Origin of the sequence: uncultured Veillonella sp. (genome assembly GCF_934230905.1) — a bacterium.
Classification (GTDB): domain Bacteria; phylum Bacillota; class Negativicutes; order Veillonellales; family Veillonellaceae; genus Veillonella.
The window spans coordinates 13,105-38,167 of the sequence record NZ_CAKQFJ010000009.1; the positions used below are offsets into that span (position 1 = coordinate 13,105).

The 25,063-nt window shown below is 37.2% G+C and carries 22 protein-coding genes; 15 read left to right on the forward strand and 7 right to left on the reverse strand.

The features are described from left to right. Positions 1-834, reverse strand: coding sequence for a diaminopimelate epimerase (dapF, locus tag Q0E20_RS03510; RefSeq protein ID WP_295996379.1), 834 nt, complete (start codon positions 832-834; stop codon positions 1-3). Between the two features lie 215 nt (positions 835-1,049). Here dapF and ptsP point away from each other — a divergent pair, with 215 nt between their 5' ends. After that, the gene (ptsP, locus tag Q0E20_RS03515) at positions 1,050-2,777 is read left to right on the forward strand and encodes a phosphoenolpyruvate--protein phosphotransferase (protein ID WP_295996382.1); all 1,728 of its coding nucleotides are present in this window, start codon (positions 1,050-1,052) and stop codon (positions 2,775-2,777) included. Between the two features lie 117 nt (positions 2,778-2,894). Beyond that, a complete protein-coding gene (locus tag Q0E20_RS03520) occupies positions 2,895-3,155 on the forward strand; it encodes an HPr family phosphocarrier protein (RefSeq protein ID WP_295996385.1) in 261 nt (86 codons plus the stop codon). Positions 3,156-3,200: 45 nt separating this feature from the next. Here Q0E20_RS03520 and Q0E20_RS03525 read toward each other — a convergent pair whose 3' ends face one another. After that, positions 3,201-3,479, reverse strand: a complete 279-nt coding sequence (locus Q0E20_RS03525; protein WP_005377006.1) for a metal-sensing transcriptional repressor — start codon at positions 3,477-3,479, stop codon at positions 3,201-3,203. Between the two features lie 201 nt (positions 3,480-3,680). Here Q0E20_RS03525 and Q0E20_RS03530 point away from each other — a divergent pair, with 201 nt between their 5' ends. From Q0E20_RS03530 to potE, 4 genes are all read left to right on the forward strand, one after another. Continuing rightward, complete coding sequence (locus Q0E20_RS03530) at positions 3,681-4,484, forward strand: transglycosylase domain-containing protein (RefSeq protein ID WP_295996388.1); 804 nt, start codon at positions 3,681-3,683, stop codon at positions 4,482-4,484. A gap of 196 nt (positions 4,485-4,680) precedes the next feature. Continuing rightward, positions 4,681-5,892, forward strand: coding sequence for an argininosuccinate synthase (locus Q0E20_RS03535; RefSeq protein ID WP_295996391.1), 1,212 nt, complete (start codon positions 4,681-4,683; stop codon positions 5,890-5,892). Then, the gene (argH, locus tag Q0E20_RS03540) at positions 5,892-7,319 is read left to right on the forward strand and encodes an argininosuccinate lyase (protein ID WP_295996395.1); all 1,428 of its coding nucleotides are present in this window, start codon (positions 5,892-5,894) and stop codon (positions 7,317-7,319) included. Before Q0E20_RS03535 ends, argH begins: the two co-directional genes overlap by 1 nt. 513 nt (positions 7,320-7,832) lie before the next feature. Beyond that, a complete protein-coding gene (gene potE / locus Q0E20_RS03545; RefSeq protein WP_295996399.1) occupies positions 7,833-9,167 on the forward strand; it encodes a putrescine-ornithine antiporter in 1,335 nt (444 codons plus the stop codon). 156 nt (positions 9,168-9,323) lie between these two features. Here the strand turns inward: potE and Q0E20_RS03550 are convergent, their stop codons facing one another. Continuing rightward, positions 9,324-10,256: a DUF3829 domain-containing protein gene (locus Q0E20_RS03550; protein ID WP_295996407.1), complete on the reverse strand. Its 933-nt coding sequence runs from the start codon at positions 10,254-10,256 to the stop codon at positions 9,324-9,326. 279 nt (positions 10,257-10,535) lie between these two features. On the opposite strand from Q0E20_RS03550, the gene Q0E20_RS03555 reads away from it, so the two are divergent. The 7 genes from Q0E20_RS03555 (at position 10,536) to Q0E20_RS03585 (ending at position 17,420) form a co-directional block, all read left to right on the forward strand. Beyond that, positions 10,536-13,418 (forward strand): DEAD/DEAH box helicase, encoded by a 2,883-nt coding sequence (locus tag Q0E20_RS03555; RefSeq protein WP_295996412.1) that lies wholly within the window; start codon positions 10,536-10,538, stop codon positions 13,416-13,418. Between the two features lie 14 nt (positions 13,419-13,432). After that, positions 13,433-13,831 carry a (deoxy)nucleoside triphosphate pyrophosphohydrolase gene (locus Q0E20_RS03560; RefSeq protein ID WP_295996415.1) on the forward strand — a complete coding sequence of 133 codons (399 nt, stop codon included), beginning with the start codon at positions 13,433-13,435 and terminating at the stop codon, positions 13,829-13,831. A 90-nt stretch (positions 13,832-13,921) separates the two neighbouring features. Continuing rightward, positions 13,922-14,737 (forward strand): sulfurtransferase, encoded by an 816-nt coding sequence (locus tag Q0E20_RS03565; RefSeq protein ID WP_295996418.1) that lies wholly within the window; start codon positions 13,922-13,924, stop codon positions 14,735-14,737. Then, the gene (locus Q0E20_RS03570) at positions 14,734-14,970 is read left to right on the forward strand and encodes a hypothetical protein (RefSeq protein ID WP_295996421.1); all 237 of its coding nucleotides are present in this window, start codon (positions 14,734-14,736) and stop codon (positions 14,968-14,970) included. Before Q0E20_RS03565 ends, Q0E20_RS03570 begins: the two co-directional genes overlap by 4 nt. A 45-nt stretch (positions 14,971-15,015) precedes the next feature. Continuing rightward, complete coding sequence (locus Q0E20_RS03575; protein ID WP_295996424.1) at positions 15,016-15,771, forward strand: exodeoxyribonuclease III; 756 nt, start codon at positions 15,016-15,018, stop codon at positions 15,769-15,771. 87 nt (positions 15,772-15,858) lie between these two features. After that, positions 15,859-16,551: a 7-cyano-7-deazaguanine synthase QueC gene (gene queC / locus Q0E20_RS03580; RefSeq protein WP_295996430.1), complete on the forward strand. Its 693-nt coding sequence runs from the start codon at positions 15,859-15,861 to the stop codon at positions 16,549-16,551. Between the two features lie 377 nt (positions 16,552-16,928). Continuing rightward, positions 16,929-17,420, forward strand: coding sequence for a QueT transporter family protein (locus Q0E20_RS03585; RefSeq protein WP_295996432.1), 492 nt, complete (start codon positions 16,929-16,931; stop codon positions 17,418-17,420). 78 nt (positions 17,421-17,498) lie between these two features. On the opposite strand, the gene Q0E20_RS03590 is transcribed toward Q0E20_RS03585, so the two are convergent. The 4 genes from Q0E20_RS03590 to ispE all read right to left on the reverse strand — a co-directional run bounded on the left by Q0E20_RS03590 (position 17,499) and on the right by ispE (position 22,202). Beyond that, a complete protein-coding gene (locus Q0E20_RS03590; protein ID WP_295996435.1) occupies positions 17,499-18,755 on the reverse strand; it encodes a Glu/Leu/Phe/Val dehydrogenase in 1,257 nt (418 codons plus the stop codon). A gap of 221 nt (positions 18,756-18,976) precedes the next feature. Then, the gene (locus Q0E20_RS03595; RefSeq protein WP_295996438.1) at positions 18,977-20,437 is read right to left on the reverse strand and encodes a sodium:alanine symporter family protein; all 1,461 of its coding nucleotides are present in this window, start codon (positions 20,435-20,437) and stop codon (positions 18,977-18,979) included. Positions 20,438-20,613: 176 nt separating this feature from the next. Then, entirely contained in the window at positions 20,614-21,309 is a 696-nt protein-coding gene (locus tag Q0E20_RS03600; protein ID WP_295996442.1) for a GntR family transcriptional regulator, read from the reverse strand. Next, positions 21,306-22,202, reverse strand: a complete 897-nt coding sequence (gene ispE, locus Q0E20_RS03605) for a 4-(cytidine 5'-diphospho)-2-C-methyl-D-erythritol kinase (protein ID WP_295996444.1) — start codon at positions 22,200-22,202, stop codon at positions 21,306-21,308. Before ispE ends, Q0E20_RS03600 begins: the two co-directional genes overlap by 4 nt. Before the next feature lie 194 nt (positions 22,203-22,396). On the opposite strand from ispE, the gene Q0E20_RS03610 reads away from it, so the two are divergent. Both Q0E20_RS03610 and Q0E20_RS03615 read left to right on the forward strand, forming a co-directional pair. Continuing rightward, the gene (locus Q0E20_RS03610) at positions 22,397-23,317 is read left to right on the forward strand and encodes a YitT family protein (protein WP_295996447.1); all 921 of its coding nucleotides are present in this window, start codon (positions 22,397-22,399) and stop codon (positions 23,315-23,317) included. 15 nt (positions 23,318-23,332) lie between these two features. Then, positions 23,333-24,979 (forward strand): phosphoglucomutase, encoded by a 1,647-nt coding sequence (locus Q0E20_RS03615; protein WP_295996450.1) that lies wholly within the window; start codon positions 23,333-23,335, stop codon positions 24,977-24,979. Positions 24,980-25,063 lie beyond the last annotated feature (84 nt).

The window sequence follows — 25,063 nt, forward strand, 5'->3', positions numbered from 1 at the left end:
TTATTCGATAGGAAGTTCTGTTTCGAATACTTCCTCAGCAGGGCCTGTCATAAGAACCGTGCCATCCTCCAAATAACTAATGTGTAATATCCCAAGATATAATTCTACATCGACTTCACGTCCCGTATATCCTTTTTCATGGGCCATAATAGCAGATGCACAAGAACCTGTCCCACATGCGAGTGTAGCACCCGCGCCACGTTCCCATGTGCGAACCTTAATGTGATGATCATTTACAACCTCAATATAGTTTACATTTGTATTAGAAGGAAATGCATCGTGTTTTTCGAGGATTGGTCCTTGTGTCGTAACCGGTGCTTTTGTGATATCTTTGACAAACACTTCTGTGTGAGGTACACCGAGAAGAACAGAACTTACTGTCACTGTTTCGCCATTTACATTGAGGTCAACATCGATTACTTTATCCATATCTACATTCATAGGAATATCATTGCTGTTAAAGTATGGTTTGCCCATGTCTACTGTTACTTGTGTTACAACACCATTTTCGATGGTTAATGTGGGTGTCATAACGCCTGCTAATGTTTCGATGGTGAAAGTTGTTTCTTTGATTTCTCCGTGTTCATAAGCGTATTTAGCAAAACAGCGAATGCCATTACCACACATTTCAGCTTCACTGCCATCCGAGTTGATGATACGCATGCGTACATCACATGTATTAGATGGTACAACAATGACAAGCCCATCAGCACCGATGCCTGTACGGCGGTCGCAGAGGCGGATGGCAAGATTTGCATAATCTTTGTTGGCTCCTTGTGGGTCAGAAAAGAGGATGAAATCGTTACCGAGACCATGCATTTTGGTTAACTTCATATATACTCCTATTCTTAGTCGCGTAAAATACATTGCGACTTTTCCTTACAATAGAGTAGACTTTCACTATGGTACTCGTGAAAGTCTACAATTTTACTACATATAATTATATAATATAACATTATAACACAAAATAGGTGGTCTCTTTATTGTTCAATATAAAAATGTTAAAATGAAACGTAATGTAATTTATAAGTATAGAAAGAGGAGCACAGATGCGAATTAAAGGGATTTCTGGATCTCGAGGCGTTGCTGTTGGCAATGTGTATAAATACATACAAGAGGAAATAGTTATACCTGATTATGAGGTGGCTGAAGAGCAAGTAGAATCTGAAATTGGTAAGTTTGCTAGCGCTATGGCGGCTACCCTTAAGCAATTAGATACGATTCGTCAAAAAGCATTAGTTGATATGGGGGCTGATGAGGCTGCTATTTTTGAAGCTCATATGCAAATAGCACAAGATCCATCTCTATCTGATGGTATTAAGTCTCTTGTGGAACATTCAAAGATGAATGTCGTAGCTGCTACGGCGCAAACAATAGAAACCTTTGCAGCTATTTTTATCGGTATGGATGATCCATATATGCGAGAACGCGGTGCAGATATTAAAGATATTGGTGACCGTCTAATGCGTAATATGCTTGGTATGAATCCACGTGGCTTATCTCATATTTCTGGAGAGGTTATTATTGTGGCGCACGATTTAGCTCCATCTGATACAGCTTCACTAGATAAGAATGTTGTAAAAGGTATCGTAACAGCTGCTGGTGGCCCTACATCTCATGCGGCTATTATGGCACGTACCCTAGAAATCCCTGCTGTTATGGGTGTTGGAGATATTGATAGTTTTACTGACAATGTACGAGCTGTTGTGCTTGGCACTGAAGGTGAAGTCATTACGGAACCAGCTGATGAAGAATGGGTTCATTATACAAAAGAAGCAGCTGATTTCCAAGACGAGTTGAAGCGCTTAAAGGATTCTGCTAATTTAGAAGCTGTTACAAAAGATGGACATCATGTTGATTTATTCGGCAATATTGGTAAATCGAAGGATGCAGAATATGCATTGACTATGGGAGCTCAGGGTATTGGTTTATATCGTACTGAATTCCTTTATATGGAAAACGATGAATTGCCAAATGAAGAAGTCCAATTTGAACAATATAAACAAGTAGCAGAAACTATGAATGGACAGCCTGTTATTATCCGAACTATGGACATTGGTGGCGATAAGGAATTAAAATGTTTAGATTTACCGGAAGAAATGAACCCATTTCTTGGGTATCGTGCCATTCGTATTTCTTTAAATCGTCCGGATATTTTTAAGGTTCAATTACGTGCGTTACTGCGTGCTAGTGCATTTGGTGATATTCATATTATGTATCCTATGATTGCTTCCGTGGAAGAGGTTAAAGCAGCAAATGCGATACTTACTGAATGTAAGGATGAATTAATAGCTGAAGGTGTAGCTTTTAATAAAAAAATAAAAGTTGGCATTATGATTGAAGTTCCTGCGGCAGCAGTCATCTCTCCGATTTTGGCTAAATATGTAGATTTCTTTAGCATTGGTACTAATGACCTTTGTCAATATACATTGGCGGTAGACCGTATGAACGAATCTATTGGTAATTTATATCAACCATTACATCCAGCTGTATTACGCCTCATCAAACATGTAATTGATGCGAGTCACGAACAAGGTAATTTCACTGGTATGTGCGGGGAACTTGCTGGTGATCCAGTGGCTACTATGGTGTTATTGGGATTAGGACTCGATGAATTTTCCATGACGGCATCATCTATTCCATTCATTAAAAATATTTTGCGTTCTGTTACAAAGGCAGAATGTGAAGAATTTGCCCAAAAAGCATTGTCTATGGATACAGCAGAAGAAATTACAACTTATGCAAAATCTATACTAGATAAAAAGGGATTGGTTTAGACCGTAACTTTTATAAAAACAAACTTGAATTTGATAGAGGTAAATTGATACAATACCTATATTGTTAGTAGCGAAAATATTAGGCGTTTCTGAACGCTCATTAGAAAGAGGTAACTCATGAAAGAAGTAACAGTAGAAATTACAAATGAATCTGGCTTACATGCTCGCCCTGCAACAGCATTTACACAATTAGCGGCTAAGTTTGCATCTAAATTAACTATTGCAGCGAATGGAAAAACAGCGGATGCTAAATCTATCTTGACTGTATTGACATTAGGTGCAACTAAAGGTACATCTGTAGTATTAACTGCTGATGGTGCTGATGAAGAGGATGCGGTAGCAGCACTTAGTGAGTTCTTAACAACTAATCATGATTAATACATAAAAGAGGCAATATCCTAATCGTTAGGATATTGCCTCTTTTTATTTTCCCATGTTAGCGAAACGTTCTACAGCAACTGTAAAATCATTAATTGTCTTATCTACATCACCGTGTTGAATACCATCGCGTACACAATGGTTAATATGTCCTTCGAGGACCACTTGGCCGACTTTATGTAATGCAGATTTGGCTGCATTAATTTGGGCTAGTACATCTTCACAAGGAATGTCTTCTTCAATCATTCGATCAATAGCCTGCACTTGACCTAGAATTTTACGCAATCGACGATGTAGATTGTCTGAATCCATACACTGTTTCATAATACTCCTCCAATTGGGCATGTTTCATCATCTTATATATTATACGATAATAAAGATAAAAAATACAATATACCTAAGTATGCTAAAAATAGAAGAGTTGTGTTACAATACAATCAATATAAGATAGTTGTTTTATATGATTATTACTGGAGAATATTTGTATATTCAAAAGTTTGCTGTGAAGTAGATGTAGGTGAATCTATGTTTATATTTCGATTAGTGCGCCGACTTGTTCTAGTAGTTTGCATAGTATTTGGAGCTATATATGCATATGATACATATCAAAGCTATCAAGGTACCAATCGTGTTAGTAAGGCTCATACGAGTGTAGAACAGGTTATTGAGAACAATGAAGATACGTTAAGTCGTTGGGATCGGGTGTATCGTGTATTTACTTTTAAAGAAAAGGTTGAACGTGCACTAAATCAACGTGTACCAAAGGATAAATGGATAAAGTCAGAGAGTATTCCTGATAATGCGAAACGTGCCCTTGTTGCTATTGAGGACAAGCGGTATTATAAACATGGTGCTATCGATGTTCTTGGTGTTTCTCGTGCTTTTTATGTTAATACAGTAGCAGGAGAAACTGTTGAAGGTGGAAGTACAATAACACAACAATTGGTGAAAAATTTATTTCTATCTTCTAAACGGACCATGACACGTAAGGCGGAGGAAGCAATTTTAGCTATAGAAATGGAACATTACTATAGCAAAGATGAAATTCTAACTATGTATTTGAATACAGTATATTATGGACATAATTACTATGGTATTAAAGATGCATCAGAAGGTTATTTTGGAACTAGTCCTAGTCGGTTAACTTTAGGACAATGTGCTATGTTAGCGGCATTACCTAATGCACCATCCTATTTAGATCCTTTTGAAAATTATAAAGGGGCAAAAGCTCGGCAAAAACTGGTCCTTACTCAAATGGTAGAGCAAGGTATGATTACTCAAGCTGAGGCAGATTATGCGTATAAGCAAGATCTCGGATTAGATCATTAGTGTGGTTTGAACATATAATTCGAATCCGAATTATATTATATAAATGTATAAAATATAGACTTGCATTTATAAATATACAGTGGTATACTAACTTCTGTAGTCGAAAAGACATGAAGAATTCATAATGAATTCGTAGTATAATAATAACAATTGGTATATTTTGTACCTGGTATAATTAAGTTTATGAGGTGTTATCATGGGTAAAGCAAATAAAGTAGTACTCGCATATTCTGGTGGTTTAGACACATCTGTTATTATTCCTTGGTTAAAAGAGAATTATGGTGCTGAAGTTATCGCTGTATGTGTAGACTTAGGTCAACCTGAAGATTATGATGCAGTTGAGAAAAAAGCAATTAAATCTGGCGCTTCTAAAGCGTATATTGTTGATGCTAAGGAAGAATTCGTAAAAGATTATGTATGGCCAACAGTAAAAGCTGGTGCCGTTTATGAAGGTAAATATTTATTAGGTACATCTTTTGCTAGACCTTTGATTGGTAAAATCCTTGTAGATATTGCTAAAAAAGAAGGCGCTGATGCAATTGCACATGGTGCGACTGGTAAAGGTAATGACCAAGTTCGTTTCGAATTAGCTATTAAAGCATTAGCTCCAAATATGAAAATCATTGCTCCTTGGAGAGAATGGGATTTGAAATCCAGAACAGACTGTATGGAATATGCTGCTAAACACGATATCCCAGTCGTAGCTACAAAATCTCATCCATATTCTATGGACCAAAATGTATGGCATTTATCCCATGAAGGTGGGGATCTTGAAAATCCAGCAAATGCTCCTAAAGATGATGTATATTTGGTAACACATACACCAGAACAAGCTCCTGATGAAGCTGGTTATGTAACTGTTACTTTTAAAGAAGGTATGCCTGTAGCCGTTGATGGTCAAGAAGGTACTCCACTACAAATATTAGAAAAACTTAATGAAATCGGTGCACACTATGGTGTTGGTGTTGTCGATATCGTTGAAAATAGATTGGTTGGCATGAAATCTCGTGGCGTTTATGAAAACCCAGGTGGATCCATTATCATGTATGCTCATAGAGAACTTGAATATCTTTGTCTAGATAGAGCAACATATCATTATAAAGAGCTTATTGCTAATAAATATGCTGAACTTGTATATGATGGTATGTGGTTTGCACCATTAATGAGTGCATTACAAGCATTTGTTGATGAAACTCAAAAAACTGTAACTGGTGATGTAAAATTAAAATTGTACAAAGGTAATATTATCTCCGCTGGTGCAACATCACCATACTCCTTATACAGTGAAGACTTCGTAACATTTGAAGAAGATGATGTATATAACCAAGCTGATGCAGCAGGTTTCATTAACTTGTTCGGATTACCTCTCAAAATTAATGCTTTGATGAAAGAAAAGGCAGGTAAATAATGGCTAAATTGTGGGGCGGGCGTTTCACAAAAGGCACAGATAAAGCGGTAGAGGATTTTACATCCTCTATCGCTTTTGACGCTAGAATGTACGCCGAAGATATTGCGGGCAGTAAAGCTCATGCTAAAATGTTAGCAAAACAAAATATTATTTCTCAAGAAGATTGCGATGCTATAGTGTCCGGTTTGACTAAAATTAAAGGCCAAATCGATAAGGGTGAGTTCCCATTCTCCGTGGCTCTTGAAGATATTCATATGAATATTGAAAAACGTTTAACTGACGATATTGGTGAAGCTGGTGGACGTCTACATACAGGTCGTAGCCGTAATGATCAATGTGCAGTCGATTTACATATGTATGTGCGTAAAGCAGTGATTGAAATGGGTGAGCTCATCGTAGATATGCAGAAGGCACTTATTGAAAAAGCAGAAGCATATAGCGATGTTATCATGCCTGGTTATACACATTTACAACGGGCACAACCTGTTTTGTTTGGTCATCATATGATGGCATACTTTTCTATGTTAGAACGTGATTTTGATCGTTTGTTGATGGTGTTTAAACATGCTGATATTATGCCTTTAGGAGCCGGTGCTTTAGCTGGTTCTACCTATGGTATTGATCAAACTTATACACAAGAGTTATTAGGATTTTCTCGTATTTATGAAAATAGCATGGATGCTGTATCTGATCGTGACTATGTAGTTGAATTCTTATCCTTTGCATCCTTAGTCATGATGCATTTAAGTCGTCTTAGTGAAGAGTTAATTTTGTGGTCCTCCAATGAATTTAATTTTATTGAACTTGATGATGCTCATTGCACAGGTTCTAGCATCATGCCACAAAAGAAAAATCCTGACGTATGTGAACTTGTTCGTGGTAAAACAGGTCGCACCTATGGTCATTTATTAGGTCTTTTGACAACATTGAAAGGTTTGCCACTCACTTACAATAAGGATATGCAAGAGGACAAAGAAGGCATTTTTGATGCTATTGATACAGTTCACTTTGCATTATCTATTAATGCGGCCATGATTCGTGGTATGAAGGTTAATGGGGCCCATATGAAAGCGGTTCTTGATGATGACTTCTCTAATGCAACAGATATGGCAGATTATCTTGCAAAAAAAGGGGTTCCATTCCGTGAAGCTCATGAAATCGTTGGTAATGCGGTACATCATTGCATTGAAAAAGGTTGCGTACTACTTGACTTATCTGTGGAAGATTTTAAAGCAATTTCTGCACATTTTGATGCTGATATCCTTGATGCAATCTCCATTGAGGCTTGTGTAGCTGGTCGTAAGAACTATTCTGGTACAGCTCCAGAATGTGTTGAAAGACAGCGCAATAATGGTAAAACTGTTATTGCTAATGAAGAAGCACAAATCGGTAGTTGGAAAACTATTGTAAACTCTGTACACGAGTAAGTTAGTTTGTGTTATATACTCATAGTATGTATTGTATATTTGGCTCCATCCCTGGGTGGAGCCAATTTTTATGTGTGCTTAGATATATCAAAAAGAGGTTGGGTACCCAAAAAGTTTGTAAATTTTTATATACAATAATGTCTGTATTGAGTGGACTAGTAATGGATAATGGTCTTGTAGCACGAAACTATAATTTGAATAGATAGTGATTTTTCTTATATTTAAAGGATTAAACTGAAAGAAAATAATAATCTTACATTTTATATACCGTTTCTAATCAAAAATAATATATAATTACTATGATTTTATTCGATTCGTGTAAATTAAGTTGTCCACTAATAAAGTACTTTCCAATTAATCTTTATGGTGTTATTATTAACTCGAACTAAAAATGAAAACGGTACTTTCACATTCCCGCCCATTACAGCAGGAACTGAATGTACTTAGCGGTTTTAATATATATAAGTGAATTATGGACGAGAAAAAATTCACCTTACGAAAGGGGATTGATACATGAAAACCACCGCTAAAAAAATGTCTGTATTCCAGTTAACCACAATGGTAGCAGCCAATATGCTAGGAGCTGGAATCATTATGTTACCAACTAATTTGGCTCAAGTTGGTACTATTTCAGTTTTATCTTGGCTCGTAACGGCTGTGGGTGCGCTTTTATTAGCGTATATTTTTGCTCAAGCGGGTATGTTCTCCCAGATTAAAGGAGGCATGGGCGGTTATGCAGAACATCGCTTCGGTAAAACTGGACATTTTATGGCGAGCTATGCTTACAGCATATCTCTCATCATTGCTAATGTAGCTATTGCAGTTTCGGCAGTAGGCTATGGATCCGAACTGTTTGGAATAGATTTAAATGCTGTTCAGACGAGTCAAGTAACAATTGTGTTGCTTTGGTTTGCGGCAATTTTGAATTTCAGAGGCAATCGCTTTACAGGGCGACTTAGTAATATAACAGTTTGGGGATCTATTCTTCCCGTTTTAGCAATTAGCACTATAGGGTGGTTTTGGTTTAATCCTGATACTTTTATTGCAGCTTGGAATCCAAATGATGTTCCTTTTTTTGATGCGGTTAAGCAATCAATTTCTCTGACCCTTTGGGGGTTCCTTGGTTTTGAATCGGCTGCAGCCAATGCAGATGCTGTGGAAAATCCAAGAAAAAATGTGCCTATTGCTACAGTAAGTGGCACATTGGCAGTAGCTGTAATTTATGTTTTGTCTACTAATGTTATGGCCGGCATTGTACCGAATTTAGACTTGTTGAATTCAAATGCCCCTTTTGGTTTAACCTTCATGCATATGTTTAATGGTGCAGTTGGTGATTTTGTTATGGCATCAATGGTGATTTCTTGCTGTGGCGCTTTACTTTGTTGGCAATTTACATTGTCTCGCGTATTTAAAAGTGCTGCTGAAGCGGGCTATTTTCCTAAGGTCTTTGCTCGTGTAAATAGCAAGGATGCACCAGTTCGTGGTGTATTAATTCTTCTCATTATCGAAACTATATTGACACTTTTCACTGCTAATGAAATATTGCGTGAACAGTTTGAAAATCTTGTTAACTTGGCTGTTGTTACTAATGTTGTTCCATATATTCTTGTTACTCTGTCTGTGCCAGCTATGATGGAACGTTCTAATGTCTCTAAATCCTATATTAATCGTTTTAGAGTAATCGGTATACTTGGTGTTTTATATTGTGTATATGCAATTTATTCCTGTGGTGAAAGTGCTATAGTAGGTGGCGCTTTTGCACTGTTAATTGGTTTAGGTATTTGTGCTGTTCGTAAAATTATTGCAGTTCGACGAGCACAAAGGGAATTACAACAAAGTACCGATTAATTGAATACTCTCTCGTCAAAAAGAGGCTATTACTTAGGTAATGGCCTCTTTTTATGGTTTATAAAATAGGGAATAGAGTAACAGTAGCAGAACCTACATTAATTTGGATAATACAAAGGACTAGCCTTTTGACTAGTCCTTTGTATTGTAACAGTATTATTTTTTACTATCTGTAGCATCGAGATCATTCATATCAACTTCGTTGGCACGACTAATCATGCGATTATATTTTACATATAATTGTGTGTATGCCTCACCATAGGAGGAGTTGATGATGATATAATTTCGAGCTTCTGCAATAAATTCTTTTACAGCATCTTGATATTGTTTAACTGCTGCTTGTGTTTCTGGTTTAGTACCAGGTTGCAACTCATTAAGACGTTTTGCGATTTCTTGTAAATTTGTTTCAACCTTTTGTGTATCTGTATTTCCATCAGGATCAATGATATCTATAGTTTGTGATAACAGAATGTTTAATTCGATGAAATTAACTGCATTGACTCTATTTTCATTAGTGAATTCTTTCATTCGTTCTGTATACAATTCGTTATTTCGATTTTCAAGTGCTAAATCAAATGCATTGTATGCCGCATTGAATTGATCGGCTAATGGTATATATTGACTCGCTAAGTTATCACTACCTACGAAATTATCTTTCTCAAAAGTTCGATCTGTATAGTAATTTTGAAGTTGTTCGGATACAGGAATTAATTGTGTTAAGATGGTAAGTAACTCATCTGTCGCTTTATTTACATCCTCATATGGGGTGGAACTTTCTTCTTTAGCTGCTTCAAGCTGAGCCTTCAGTTTTTTATAGTCAGGTAATGTTACAGACGTATTATGAGTGTGATTTCGCAACTCTTCAAGGGTTGGTTGTATTTGATAGGTATAGGCAACACTATTTAAATTAAATGTATCTGCTGCCTCAATGTAAGGTCGTAAGGCATTAATTTTGTCCTCGATAGTAGAACGATATAAGATTGTTGTTGCTTTATTAGATAGGAAGTGATATGCACCATAAATTCCTCCACCAATAGCAGCAATTCCTAGAATTATGGCTAAGATTAATTTAATATAACCCTTTTTCAATTGCCTATACTCCTTGTAAAATTCGTTTGTGAAAAAATATCCATACTTTATAGATTCTATATAGTCAATATTAGTATTATTATAACATAGATTAAGGGGGCAAAAAAGATACATATAAATGATAATTATTAAATAAATATGAAAATACATACAAAATTATATATAAAAAATTAGTAATTTTATTTTTATGTATTAATCTGGGAGTTAAACTTATAGGCTGCTATAATAGTATACATATATAATCCGGTAAGGGAGTGTATTATGTCAGATTCAAAGCTTATGAATAATTTTTTTACAACGGAACTTATTGCTAATGGAGAAGGACGCAATGTTTTATCTGCTATTGAGGATGGATTACGTAACTGTGATGAGTTTCTTATTAGCGTTGCTTTTATAACAGATGATGGATTATTAGTTTTAAAACCAATATTGAAAGAATTAGAAGAACGAGGTGTAAGGGGGCGTATTTTAACTACTGATTATCTTGGCTTTAATAATCCTAAGGTGCTAGATGATTTAGGGAAGTTAAAGAATATAGAGCTTCGAGTATATTGCACTACTAATGGTAGTAAGCATGGCTTTCATACGAAGGGATATATTTTTAAACAAGAACAATCATATCAAATTATTGTAGGTAGTTCTAACCTAACAATTAATGCACTTAAGAAAAATAGAGAGTGGAATACTAGGGCCAAATCTAATGTAAATGATACTTATACTAAAGAAGTATTAGAGGAGTTTGAATTGTATTGGAATTCCGAGTTTACTATGGAGTATTCGGATTTCTTGCCTTGGTATCGACCTAGATGGGAACGCTCTGATCGTCTTTCCCTAAAAAATATTGCTGAACAGGTGAAGTTAAAAGGGGCGTTGAAATTAGAGCCTAATTTAATGCAACAGCAGTTTATAGATAACTTTAATGAATTACGTCATCAGAATGAAAGTAGAGGCTTATTAATTTCTGCCACTGGTACTGGTAAAACGTATGCAGCTGCATTTGCAATGCGAGAGATTCGACCTAAACGATTGTTATTTTTAGTACACCGTGAGCAAATTGCTAATCAAGCACTCAGTAGTTTTCAACGGGTGTTTGATGATCAATCCATTTCTTTTGGTATTGTTTCCGGTAATGTAAAACGTTTTGATGCGGATTATGTATTTTCCACTATGCAAATGATGGGGAGAAATGAGATTTTGCAAAAATATAATCCATATGACTTTGACTGTATTATTATCGATGAAGTCCACAGGGCCGGTGCTGAAAGTTATCAAAGAATTATTGATTATTTTAAACCAAAATTCTTATTAGGTATGACTGCTAGTCCAGAACGTACGGATGGATATGATTTATATAACTTGTTTCACCATAATATTGTTTATGAGATTCGTTTAGAACAGGCTCTAGAGGAAGACTTATTATGTCCATTCCATTACTTTGGGATAAGTGACCTCTGGATTGATGGTAAAGAAATTAATCTTGAAAAGGATACTATTAGTTTCTCCAATTTATCAGAAAGTGAACGCGTTGATAAAATTATAGAAAAAATTCGTTATTTTGGTCATAGTGGAAGTCGCGTTAAGGGCTTGGTGTTCTGCAGTAATAAAAAAGAGGCTAAGGAATTATCCGATGCATTTAATCTTAGAAAGTTTAGGACAATTTCGTTGACTGGTGATGATTCGCAAGCAAAACGTGAAGATGCTATAGCTCGTTTGACTGGTACTGGAGCTTATCAAGGTTTCGTGGATGATCAACTAGACTATATATTTACAGTAGATATTTTCAATGAAGGCGTAGATATCCCTGAAGTAAACCAAGTCATTATGTTACGTCAAACAGAAAGTCCTATTGTATTTATTCAGCAGTTAGGTCGTGGGTTGCGTAAATTTGAAGATAAGGAATATGTGGTTATCTTAGATTTTATAGGTAATTATTCTAATAGCTATATGATACCGTTGGCTTTATCCGGTGATAGGAGCTATAACAAGGATATACTACGTAAATATGTACAGTCTGGCAATCGTATTATTCCTGGGACGTCAACAGTTCATTTTGATGCGATAGCTAAAAAACGTATTTTTGCTGCCATAGATACAGCTAATTTGAGTAGTGCTAAACTTATTAAGGAAGCATATTTAGATTTAAAATATAAGCTTGGGCATATACCTAGAATCAAAGATTTTAAGGACTATGGGTCTATTGATATTACAAAAATTTTTAATAAATATAAGTCATATCATCATTTCTTAACCCAAATAAAAGATAAGGATTATAAGATAGTTTTTACACCAATTCAGGAACAGATGTTACACTTTATCTCTCAAAAATTAGCGACGGGGATGCGCGTTAGAGATGTATTGGCATTACAACTTTTATTAGAAGGTCAGGATAACATCATTCAATCTATAACTGAGAGTTTAAGGGACAAGTATAATGTTGAATTGTCTGATATTGGAAAAACGAATCTCATTAATCTTTTAAGCAATCAGTTTTCTGTGTCATTAACTAAAAAGACATTTAGAGATTGTATATTTATTAAGTCTAATGGCGATGACTATTCTATTTCTGATTGTTTTAAGGTTGCATTGGAAGATATCTATTTTAGAGATCATATTAATGAACTGATAGAGTTTGGCTTGGATAGATATTATAGTAAATATGGACCATCTATTTTAAAGCCTACGCCATTTGCGCTTTATGAAAAATATAATTATGAGCAAGTATGTCAGTTATTAGAATGGCCTCAAAATGAAGTCCCGTTAAATATAGGTGGATATAAATATCATCGTGATACTAAGACGTATCCTCTATTTATCAATTATCATAAAGACGAAGGTATACAGGATAGCATAAAGTATGAGGATAGGTTTGAGACTCCTACTTTGATTAAAGTAATTTCTAAAAACAATCGCTCTTTTACATCGGATGATGTAACAACCGCATTTGATGCAGATAAATTAGGTGTTGCAATGCACTTATTTATGCGTAAAAATAAGGATGATGAAGAGTCAAAAGAATTTTATTATTTAGGGCCCATTCACTCGACGGGGAGAGAAAATGCAGAGGAAATTATGATGGCAAGTGATACAAAGGCTGTAGAGCTTGAATATAGATTAGAGGTTCCTGTACGTGATGATATATATGACTATTTATTAAATGGATAGGTGTGGATTATATAATGATTAGAAAACATATAGAAGTTGTTGCTGCCATAATTCAAAAGGGTAACGCTATATTAGCGACTCAAAGAGGATATGGTGATTTAAAAGATGGTTGGGAATTTCCTGGTGGTAAGATTGAATCTGGAGAAGTGCATGATGAAGCTTTGATTCGTGAAATTAAAGAAGAATTACAAGCCAATATTAATGTAGGTGAAAAGCTAATTACTGTTAACTATAATGGGTATGAAAAATTTGATCTTACTATGCATTGCTATTGGTGTACGTTAACAGAAGACTCACATATAACATTGTTAGAACACGAAGCAGCTAAATGGTTGACTAAAGAGACTTTGTGCTCGGTGGAGTGGTTGCCTGCAGATTTAGAGGCCGTTGATGCATTATATAAGCGTTTATAATTGAGATTCATTTGTATATTCCTGTTCTCTCGTATATAATGGTATTAATAGATTTGCATTTTTCGATATAATCATATGAAAGGAGATATTATGTCTAATTTCATCACTCCTAATGAATTATTACCTATCATGGATGAAGTTATCATTCTTGATGCAAGAGGGTTTCAAGATTATAAACGTGGCCACATCAAAGGCGCTTTTCCTGTAGATATAGATAAAGATTTGACAGGCCCTATTGGTGAACATGGGGGACGTCATCCATTGCCGGATATGGAACAGTTAGCTAAAACCTTTGAAACATTTGGTATTAATGAATATTCCAAGGTTGTTGTGTATGATTCGTGGATTTTTTTAGCTGGTCGTCTCTGGTGGACCTTGCGCTACATGGGTCTTAAGGATGTACGCGTACTATCTGGTGGTATTGAAAGATGGGTTAAAGAAGGTCATTTGTTGACTAAGGAGCCTACGCTTTTGCCGACTGAGCCAACGGCGTTCAATTATACCTTACAAACTGATATGACTATGAGTCGTAATGAGGTATTGGAGGCAAGTAAGTCCGGTTCTCATGTTATCGTCGATGTGCGGGCACCGGAACGGTATGATGGTTCAGTAGTAGATGCGATGGATGGTATGACAGGGCATATTCCTGGGGCTGTTAATCACTTTTATGAAAGCGGTTATACATCGGAAGGACCACGTTCTATTAAGGACTTAGAAAATGAGTTCTATAATGAAATATATCAACAAAAACCAGTTGTTACCTATTGTGGTTCTGGTGTGACTGCATGTAATGCGCTACTTGTGATGAGTGAAGTAGGGCTTAATTCTGCGTTATATGTAGGCAGTTCCAGTGATTGGGTAACCTATGATGAATTCCCAATTCAAACAGGGGTTGAAACATTATGAGAATCTTAAACCATATATTATCGGTCGTTGCTTTTGTCTATTTATGCTATCATTTGTATACTTATGGACCTGGCTTATTTAATGTAACGGTGATGATTATTTTCTTATTATCCGTTGTGGCAAACTACTTTAGATATCGTAAAGAAAACGAAATGAAAGCTAATGAAGTCGTGCGACAAGCACGGGCTCAGGCAAAGCATGATCGTAAACATAAACATGCTCGTGAAAGCTAGCTTTCACAAATAATATTGTATATAAATGCCTTATAAGGAGTATCAATGAAATTAATATCTTGGAATGTGAATGGACTGCGAGCTGCCGTAACAAAAGGCTTTATTGATTCCTTTAACGAATTAGATGCGGATATTTTCTGCTTGCAAGAAACAAAATTACAGCCACATCAAATTGAGCTAGAACTACCAGGCTATGAACAGTTTTGGAATAGTGCAGTGAAAAAGGGATATAGTGGAACCGCAGTATTTACTCGAATTACACCGATTGCCGTAACAAATGGCATCGGCATTGAAGAGCATGATCAAGAAGGTCGTGTTATTACTGCTGAATATGATAATTTTTATCTCGTTTGTTGCTATACACCGAATAGCCAACGTGAATTGGCCCGTTTAGATTATCGTATGACATGGGAAGATGCTTTCCGTGAATACTTATTAGAATTGGATAAAAAGAAACCTGTCATACTCTGTGGTGATCTCAATGTGGCTCACAATGAAATCGATTTGAAAAATCCTAAAACCAATCGAAAGAATGCGGGCTTCTCTGATGAAGAGCGTGCTAAGATGACTGCATTGTTGGAATCTGGATTTACTGATACATTCCGTTATCTGTATCCTGATGCGGTTGATGAATATAGCTGGTGGTCTTACATGGGCAAGGCCCGCGATAGAAACGTAGGATGGAGAATTGACTACTTTATTACATCTAAACGCTTGGATGACAAGATTAAAGAGGCCAAAATTCATCAACAAATCTTTGGCAGTGATCATTGTCCAGTTGAACTCGATATTGAATTATAATATGTGATATGGTGAAAGCTTAGTTTCATATATCTATATTAACGAACAAAGCCTCATCTTCGGATGAGGCTTTCATAAGGAGGAACGATGGCACAAAAGCAAAAAGCCGTTGTATTATTTAGCGGCGGCGTAGATAGCACAACATGTTTGGCGCTCGCCATTGAGCGATTTGGTAAAGAAAACGTAGTGCCTTTATCCATACAATACGGCCAAAAACATAGCAAGGAGTTAGAGGCAGCGGCCAACGTATTAGCATACTATGGCATAGAAGGGAAAACGATGGATGTAACAAAATTGTTTGCATTCAGTAACTCATCCTTGCTGACGCAGTCTACAGAGGCCGTTCCTACTGGTTCCTACAAAGAACAACAAGACGAACAGGGGGCAGGACCTGTTAGCACCTATGTGCCATTTAGAAATGGTCTGTTCCTATCCGCTGCAGCATCCTTAGCACTATCCCTTGATTGTGGCTATATCTACTATGGTGCTCATGCGGATGATGCGGCTGGCAATGCATATCCAGACTGCACCGAAACATTCTATACATCCATGGGCGATGCTATCTTTGAAGGCTCTGGCAAAGAATGCTCCCTCGAAGCACCATTCATCAATAGTAACAAAGCCGATGTAGTTCGCGAAGGCCTACGCCTTGGCGTGCCATACCAACTCACCTGGTCCTGCTACGAAGGTGGCGACCACCCATGCGGCCATTGCGGCACCTGCATCGACCGTCAAGAAGCCTTCCGTGCCAACGGCATACAAGACCCTGCGCTTAAGTAGGTCGAGGCCCTCTTCCTTAGAACCTGTTAGTGTTGTAGTTTTCAGCCTTTCGAGTACATGGATGAAAATTACATCTTATGATTGCTATAGGTATAGAGTGAGGTCGACTAGGTCCTTCACAAAACGACTTTGGCCCTGCGAAGGCCGTAGGCCGAAGTCAGACTCGGCCGGTGGAGGCTTTGTGGAGAACCTAGTCGGCCCCTACTTTATTGCGATAGCAGTAAATATATGATATTATAGACGTGTTGCCGAAAGGCCGAAAACTACATAAGACAGTTTGCAACCATCCTGTCTCTAAACAAAACTACGGAAAACATAAGCATATTCGAGCATGGTAGTTTTGCCATGCTCTTTTTTATTGAAAAGGAGGTGAGTGCATGGTTTCTACACGAAAATTAACTATTTCTGCTATGGTAGTAGCATTGTATATTGTTCTCATCTATATGACTCAAGGTATTTCTTTCGGTGCGTACCAAATTCGTATAGCTACATCTTTATATGCACTTGCTTATGCCTTTCCGTTCTTAATCATTCCTATGGGCATAGGTAATCTCGTTTCTAATTTCTTGTTCGGCGGCCTTGGCATCCTAGATATGGTAGGAGGCTTTGGTGTCGGTATTTTGACGACTGGTATCATCGTATTGATGCGACGAGCTGGACTTAGCGCGTGGTGGGCGATGCTGCCAATCATCTTAGTACCTGCATTATGCGTACCATTGTGGCTTAGCCCACTCTTAGGTGTTCCGTACTGGGCATTGGTAATCAATTTATTGATTGGTCAAACCATTCCTGGTATTGTAGGTGCTACGTTGGTGAAAGTTCTTGTATCTCGGCGTACAGTAGTGGCACTGATGGGATCAATTAAATAATTAGCTAGTAAGTGATAAAAAGGTCTGACTTTCAACTGAAAGCCAGACCTTTTTATTTGTAATTTTTGATAAATATGATTAGCAGTTGTAGCCGCGAAGAGTAGTTTCGATAACGAGTCTTTCTAGGGCAACCATATAGGCAGCTAAGCGAGGTGCTACATTATATTTTTCTTGCATTTGCCATACTGCTTCAAAGCTATTTTGCATATTTTTAGTGAGTCGTTCATTTACTTCTTCAAGGGACCAGTAGAAACCAGCCTTGTTTTGAACCCATTCATAGTAAGATACAACCACACCACCGCCATTTGCGAGTACGTCTGGAATAATATCAACACCTTTTTCAAAGAAGTATGTATCTGCATCGTTTGTAGTAGGACCATTAGCACCTTCTAAGATAATTTTGGCGCGTACATTTTTCATGTTATCTTTGTTAATTTGGTTTTCCAGTGCTGCTAGATAGAGAATATCTACATCTTGTGTTAATAATTCTTGGCCAGTTATAGTTATCATACCTGGTTCGGAGTAACCTGTTAAAGAGCGATTGTTAGCATTAGCATATTCATAGGCTTTTTCTATATTAAGTCCATTTGGATTATATAGATTTACTGATGAGTCACCAATAGCAATAACTTTGGCACCAGCTTCTGCAATCAGACGAGCACCTACAGAACCTACATTACCAAATCCTTGTACAGCTACAGTCATGTTTTTTATATCTAAGTTCTTTTTAGCTAAGTAGCCTTGTAAGGCAATTAGACAACCGCGACCAGTCGCTTCGTTACGCCCTAGAGAACCTCCAACCTCGATGGGCTTACCTGTAACTATACCAGGACTCCATTCTCCTTTCAATACGCTATATTCATCAGCAATCCAACTCATAATTTGTGCATTTGTATTTACATCTGGTGCTGGGACATCCGTATTTACACCAATAATAGGGGCAATTCGACGTACAAAGTTACGTGTTAATCGTTCCAACTCTCGAGGTGATAAGGTTTTAGGATCGACTTTGATACCGCCTTTACCACCGCCATAAGGTAAATTGGCAATAGCATTTTTAATTGTCATCCATGCAGCTAATGCACGTACCTCGTTTTCATCGGCATCTGGATGGAAACGAAGTCCTCCTTTAGCACTACCACGCAATGTGGAATGTTGACACCGATATCCTTCATAAACATGTACTTCACCATTATCTAATTGTAATGGAACAGAAACTTTTAGTTCTCGTTCAGGGTGACGTAATACTTCATAGTCGTTTCTTGTATAACCTAGTTTTTCAGCAGCTATATCAAGTGTGTGTAACATGTTTTCATAGGGATTGTAATTTTGCATATAAGACCCTCCTGATAATTCAGAATTAATAGATGATTTAAAAGTTTTATTACTTAATATATTCGACATTGAATAGGCAATAACCTACGTATCAAATTAACTATATTCTATAGTTGTATACACATGAGTTATAGTTGGTAAAAACTTCATTATGGTTGTGAAAGATTTTTACAAAAAAGGACTTTACTCCGAAGAATAAAGTCCCTAACAGTCTATACATATTATTTTTCTTTAGTGTCTTCTACAGGTGTAGGTGGAACAGAAGAGTCTGTTGTTTGCCCATTACCCCACCATACAACACCATATGTATGATTGAGAATGGAACGATTAAATACAGGTGCTTTAATACCTGCTTTACGTTGCTTAATGTAATCGTCAAGAGCAAGTCCCGCTGTACGTCCCATGCGAACGATAGAGCTAATATTGGTTAATACTAAAAATGCCATAAATAAATCGGCTAGATTCCATACGAGATCAAGAGAGGCAATGGATCCTATAAATGTCATAAGAATTACACCGATACGGAATAAATGTAAACAATATTTTTTTTCTGTTAAGTGGCTGATGTTGATTTCGCCATAGTAATAGTTGCCGATAAGGGAGCTAAAGGAGAACATTACGATGAATAAAGCAACGGCTGCAGGTGCCCAAGAGCCAAGTTGTTGTGCTAGATTATGTTGTACAAGGGCTACACCGGTAAGACCTGTAGTGCTATAATCACCAACCATAAGAACAATAAATGCAGATGCTGTACAAATAATAAATGTATCTAAAAATACACCAAATGCTTGAACAAGACCTTGTTCTACAGGATGATTAACAGCTGCTGTTGCGGCTGCGTTTGGTACAGAACCTTCACCAGCTTCGTTGGAGAAGAGGCCCCGTTTAATACCATTCATAATAGTTGCACCTAATAGACCGCCACCCGCTGCACTTGGTTCAAAAGCAGAAGTAACAATCGTATAGATTACATGAGGAAATTGTTGAATATTTGCAATGACTACGTATAATGCTGTAGCAATGTAAAGAACCGCCATGATTGGAACGATAATTTCGGATGCTTTCGCAACACGATTGATACCACCAAAGATGATAAGGCCTACAAGTATAGCAACAACAATACCTGTATAGGCTACATCAAAATTGAAAATTTGAAGTGATGCGGCCAATGTGTTTGCTTGTACAGAGTTGTAAATCCAGCCATAGGTAATACTGATTAAAATAGCAAATAAAACAGCTAGGAATTTGTTGTTAAGGCCGTAGCGGATGTAGTAAGCTGGGCCGCCGTAGAAACCGCCTTTAGCAACTGGTTCTTTGTAAATTTGAGCTAGTGTACTTTCAATAAAGCCAGTAGCGGCACCGATAAGGGCAATAACCCACATCCAGAAAACGGCACCAGGACCACCGAGTACGACGGCAATAGCGATACCAGCGATGTTACCAACACCTACGCGAGATGCGGTACTAACGCAGAATGCTTGGAATGAGGATACATGATTCTTTTCTGTTTTTGAACCTGCACCAGAGGCTACAAGGCGAACCATTTCCTTAAACATACGGATTTGAACGGCGCCGGTCGTCATTGTAAAGAATAGACCAGCACCAATGAGAATGAAAATAATTAAGTAGTTCCACAAATAGGTGTTCACCGTGGAGACTGCATCATTAAGTAGGGCTTCCATAAAACTCACCTTTCTCTAATAAAACTATAAAATTTGTATTTATTGTATCAAAAAATGAGATTTTCTTCTATAGAATATAACAAACCCGCATACATAAAGATAATTTATATCTATGTATGCGGGTTTTATTAATGAAATAAAAGTATGATTAAGTATTAGGTTTTAGTTACTAGATATTAGATATCAGCGTTAAAAGATTTCGCATCTTCCATTCCTTGCAATAAGGTTTGTTCAGAATGTTCCATATGAATTCGTGCAAGTTTACGTGCTTGTACAGAATTATGAGAAGCAATAGCTTCAACTAAAAGACGATGTTCTTCCCAGGTTTTACGTAAGCGACCAGGTTGGTTCATAGAGAAACTACGAAAACGGTATGTTTGTTCTCGTAAATTGTGAACAATGTCTGCTAAGCGTTCATTTCGAGAGGCTTTGTAGAGAACCTCATGAAATGCTACGTCAGCGGCAACCACACTATCCATGTCTTTGTTTTCCATATGATCGCCAATTTCTACGAGCATTCGTTCTAATGTTTCTATTTCATCACTAGTAATGCGTTCTGCGGCAAGACCAGCAGCTAATTCTTCAAGGGCAGAACGTATTTCAAATACTTGGGTAATATCTTTTAATGAAATATTAGCTACATATGTACCTCGACGTGGAACCATCACGACAAATCCCTCAAGTTCAAGTTTGCGAATGGCCTCACGAATAGGTGTTCTGCTTACGCCGAGTTCTTCGGCAAGCGGGATTTCCATAAGGCGTTCACCAGGTTTTAGTGTACCGTCTTGAATGGCTGAGCGCAACGTTTCGCTTACTACTTCACTTAATGGTTTATAGGCGTCTAGACGTATAGGTTGCAATCGTTTTGTCATTGTACCTCCTCCTGTGTGCAGGTTTTCGTAATTAGTGAAAGCCAGTTATGGCCAGCCTTTTGTATTTCTTCTTGCAAGGATAATGCCTGTGCTGGCTTCTCTAATAAGACAACCATTGTAGGGCCACTGCCTGTCATGATGGTTGGGTACCCGCGGTTTGTAAAGAATTCTTTACATGTAATGAGTTCTTTATGATCTGAAAATAATAGCTCTTCAAATGTATTGGCGCTATTTGTAAACGCTGCATTCATATCATTATGTTCCAAATGATCTAAAACACTGGTAATCATATTTGATGTAGCATGAGACGTACCATTGTAACGACCATAAGCTGCAGCAGTAGATACAGAGATTTCTGGCTTCACTAATAATAACCAATGAGGTGCAGGTGATGCGTGATAGACAAGTTCTTCACCACGACCGGTACCGCGCGCTGTACCACCTTTTAAAAGAAATGGTACATCTGAACCTAGCTTTGCTCCTAATACCATTAATTCATCCATAGTGAGTCGTAAATCCCAAAATTTATTGAGCCCTAGTAGCATAGCTGCTGCATCTGCACTGCCTCCTCCGAGGCCTGCTGCTGCAGGTACACGTTTCATAAGGTGAATAGCGGCACCTAATTTACATCCTGTATAGGTTTGTACTTCACGCAATGCTTTCAACGCTAAGTTACGTTCATCATAAGGAATGAGATCCTGAATATATTGTGGTAATTCGGGTGCTACTCCAGAAAATACAACTGAATGATGTTTTGCAAAATAGATGGAGTCTGCTAAGCGAATAGATTGAAAGATACTATCTATATTGTGATATCCGTCATCACGTTTACCAGTGATGGCAAGGCCAATATTGATTTTACTATGGCCTAATTGTTCGATGCTTTTTGACATAAAATCCTCGATATGCTGTGTGATTTGTACGAATCTTTATAGCCGTCGTACATGTGATTAAAAGTGATTGAAAATAAACATTAAGTAGTTTATGATGAAATTGTATATGTATGTAAATATATACGGATATTGCTATATATCTAATTAGTTAATTATAGAATATTTATGGTGAAATGGCAATTTAGGAGGCCTAGATGTGGTCTAAATATAAGGATGATATATATCAATGTATAATTGTCGCCATTGGTTGCGCTATATTTGGTGCTGGCATCGATGCATTTGTGCTACCGCACAAATTGGTTAGTACTGGAATTAGTGGCATTGGCCTTATACTGTATTACCTTACAGGACTATCGGTAGGTACATGGAATGTAATTTTAAATGTTCCGATATTTTGGGCTGCTTGGCATTGGTTAGGTAAGCGAGTAGTCATTAATACATTGTATGGAACTGTTATGTTGTCCTGGATGGTAGATGCTTTTGATTTTTTACAATATAACATGGTGATTTCGGATCCGTTGTTGAGTTCTATGATGGCTGGCATTACAACCGGAGTTGGTCTTGGTATAGTGTATCGTGTTGGTGGCAATACAGGGGGACTTGATCCGATAGCTCTTATTGTTCGCAAATATTATGGACTTCAAATGGGGTCTATTAATAGCGTAATTAATGCGGTGATTCTAGCGGCTGCTATTTGGGTTGTTGGTTTAGAAGCCGTAGCGGTAACTTTAGTTTCATTATATGTATATACGATTATTACTAATAAGGTTGTTATTGGATTTAACCAACGTAAGGTTGCTTTCATTATTACTTATAGAACCTGTGAAGTATGTGATGCCGTTATTAGTAAAGTTGGTCGTGGTGCTACGATTATTGATGGTATTGGTGCCTATACGCGGACTCCCAAACAAATTGTATTGGTAGCGGTTAATTTGTTACAAGTTAATAAATTAAAAGAAGTTATAGAAGAAGTGGATAATGAAGCGTTCATTCTGATTACGGATGCTCAAGAGGTTATTGGTAAAGGATTTACTACTCCTGTGATACCAACACCGATTGAAAATCTTGTAAAGGAATGTAAAGATAATGCCCACTATATAGAAGATAAAGAATAGATTTAGGAGGATAGTATGGCTCATGCATTAGCAGGGAAACCTATTCAAGAACAAGATATTATAGATATACAGACTATTGTAGATGCGTATTATGATACGGTTCCAGATATGACAGATTTGACGCAGTTAGTATCGTTTGGTACATCCGGTCATCGTGGCACCTCAATAGATGGTACATTTACAGATCTTCATGTAGCGGCGATAACACAAGCCATTTGTGATAGCCGCAATCAGTTTGGTGCTACAGGGCCAATGTTTGTAGGGCAAGATACACATGCGTTGTCACAGCCCGCTCTTGTGACTGTTCTTGAGGTGCTAGCTGGTAATGGTGTTACTGCTATGGTTGATTGCAATATGGATTTTGTACCAACACCCTCTATTTCTCGAGCTATTATTCGATATAATGAACAACATGATGATAAGGCAGATGGTATTATTATCACACCATCTCATAACCCGCCTGATAATGGAGGCATTAAATACAATACGATTATCGGAGGACCTGCTGATACAGTAATAACAAAATGGATTGAAATTCGTGCTAATGAGTACTTGACTGCTTATTGTGAAAGTGAGAATTTTAAGCGTATTAGTATTGACAATATAGAACCTTCTGCACAAGTTCCATACGACTATAAGGGATTATATGTCGAAGAGTTGGGCGATATAATTAATATGGAGGCTATAAAAGCAGCTGGTCCAAAGACTTTAGTAGATACACTAGGTGGGAGCGGTGCTAGTTATTGGAAAGCCATAAAGGACCGGTATGGTCTTGATTTAACGATTATTCATGATAACTATGATCCGACCTTTAGCTTTATGACGTATGACCATGATGGCAAAGTTCGTATGGATTGTTCTTCACCTCATGTTATGGCATCAGTTATTAACAGAATTGGTGATTTTGATCTAGCCGTCGGTAATGATCCGGATTATGATCGCTATGGTGTTGTTGTATCCAGTGGTCTTATATCTGCTAATACATTCTTAACTTTAGCTGCTCGGTATTTGTTTACTACACGTGGTTGGAAACATAAGGGCATAGGGAAGACTGTAGTGTGTACTACGATGATTGATAAATGGGCCGCTACTGTGGATATTCCTGTTTTTGAAGTCCCGGTAGGTTTTAAATATTTTTCACAACTTTTATTTGATGGTGCTATAGGTATTGGTGGAGAAGAAAGTGCAGGGGCATCGTTCTTAAAAAAAGATGGTACTGTGTGGACCACTGATAAAGATGGCATGATTATGGCTTTATTGGGTATGGAAATTATGGCGGTTATGGGCAAATCTGCATTAAAAATGGCTGATGAATTTCTTGAAGAGTTTGGAAATCCAAGATTTGGTCGTATTGATGCACCTTGTAAGAAAGAGCAAAAGCAAATTTTAAAACAAATGAGCTCAGAATTGATTACCGCTACCACTGTTGATGGTGATCCAATTACGAATATTCGCACGACATCGCTGTATAATGACATGCCTATTGATGGTGTTCGAGTGGAAACTGATAAAGGATGGTTTGTAGCAAGACCATCAGGAACAGAAGATTTATACAAAATTTATGGCGAAAGTTACAAGGGCGATTTAGGTCTCGTAGCATTGCTTACAGCAGGTGAAGAAATTGTTAATGCCGCATTAAATGGTACGATAGAGATTGAATAAGTATTCTCATGAAGTTTTCACGCTGTTAATATGATATATGTGATATAATATATTAATATAGTTTATAGAATGAATGAATTTTCA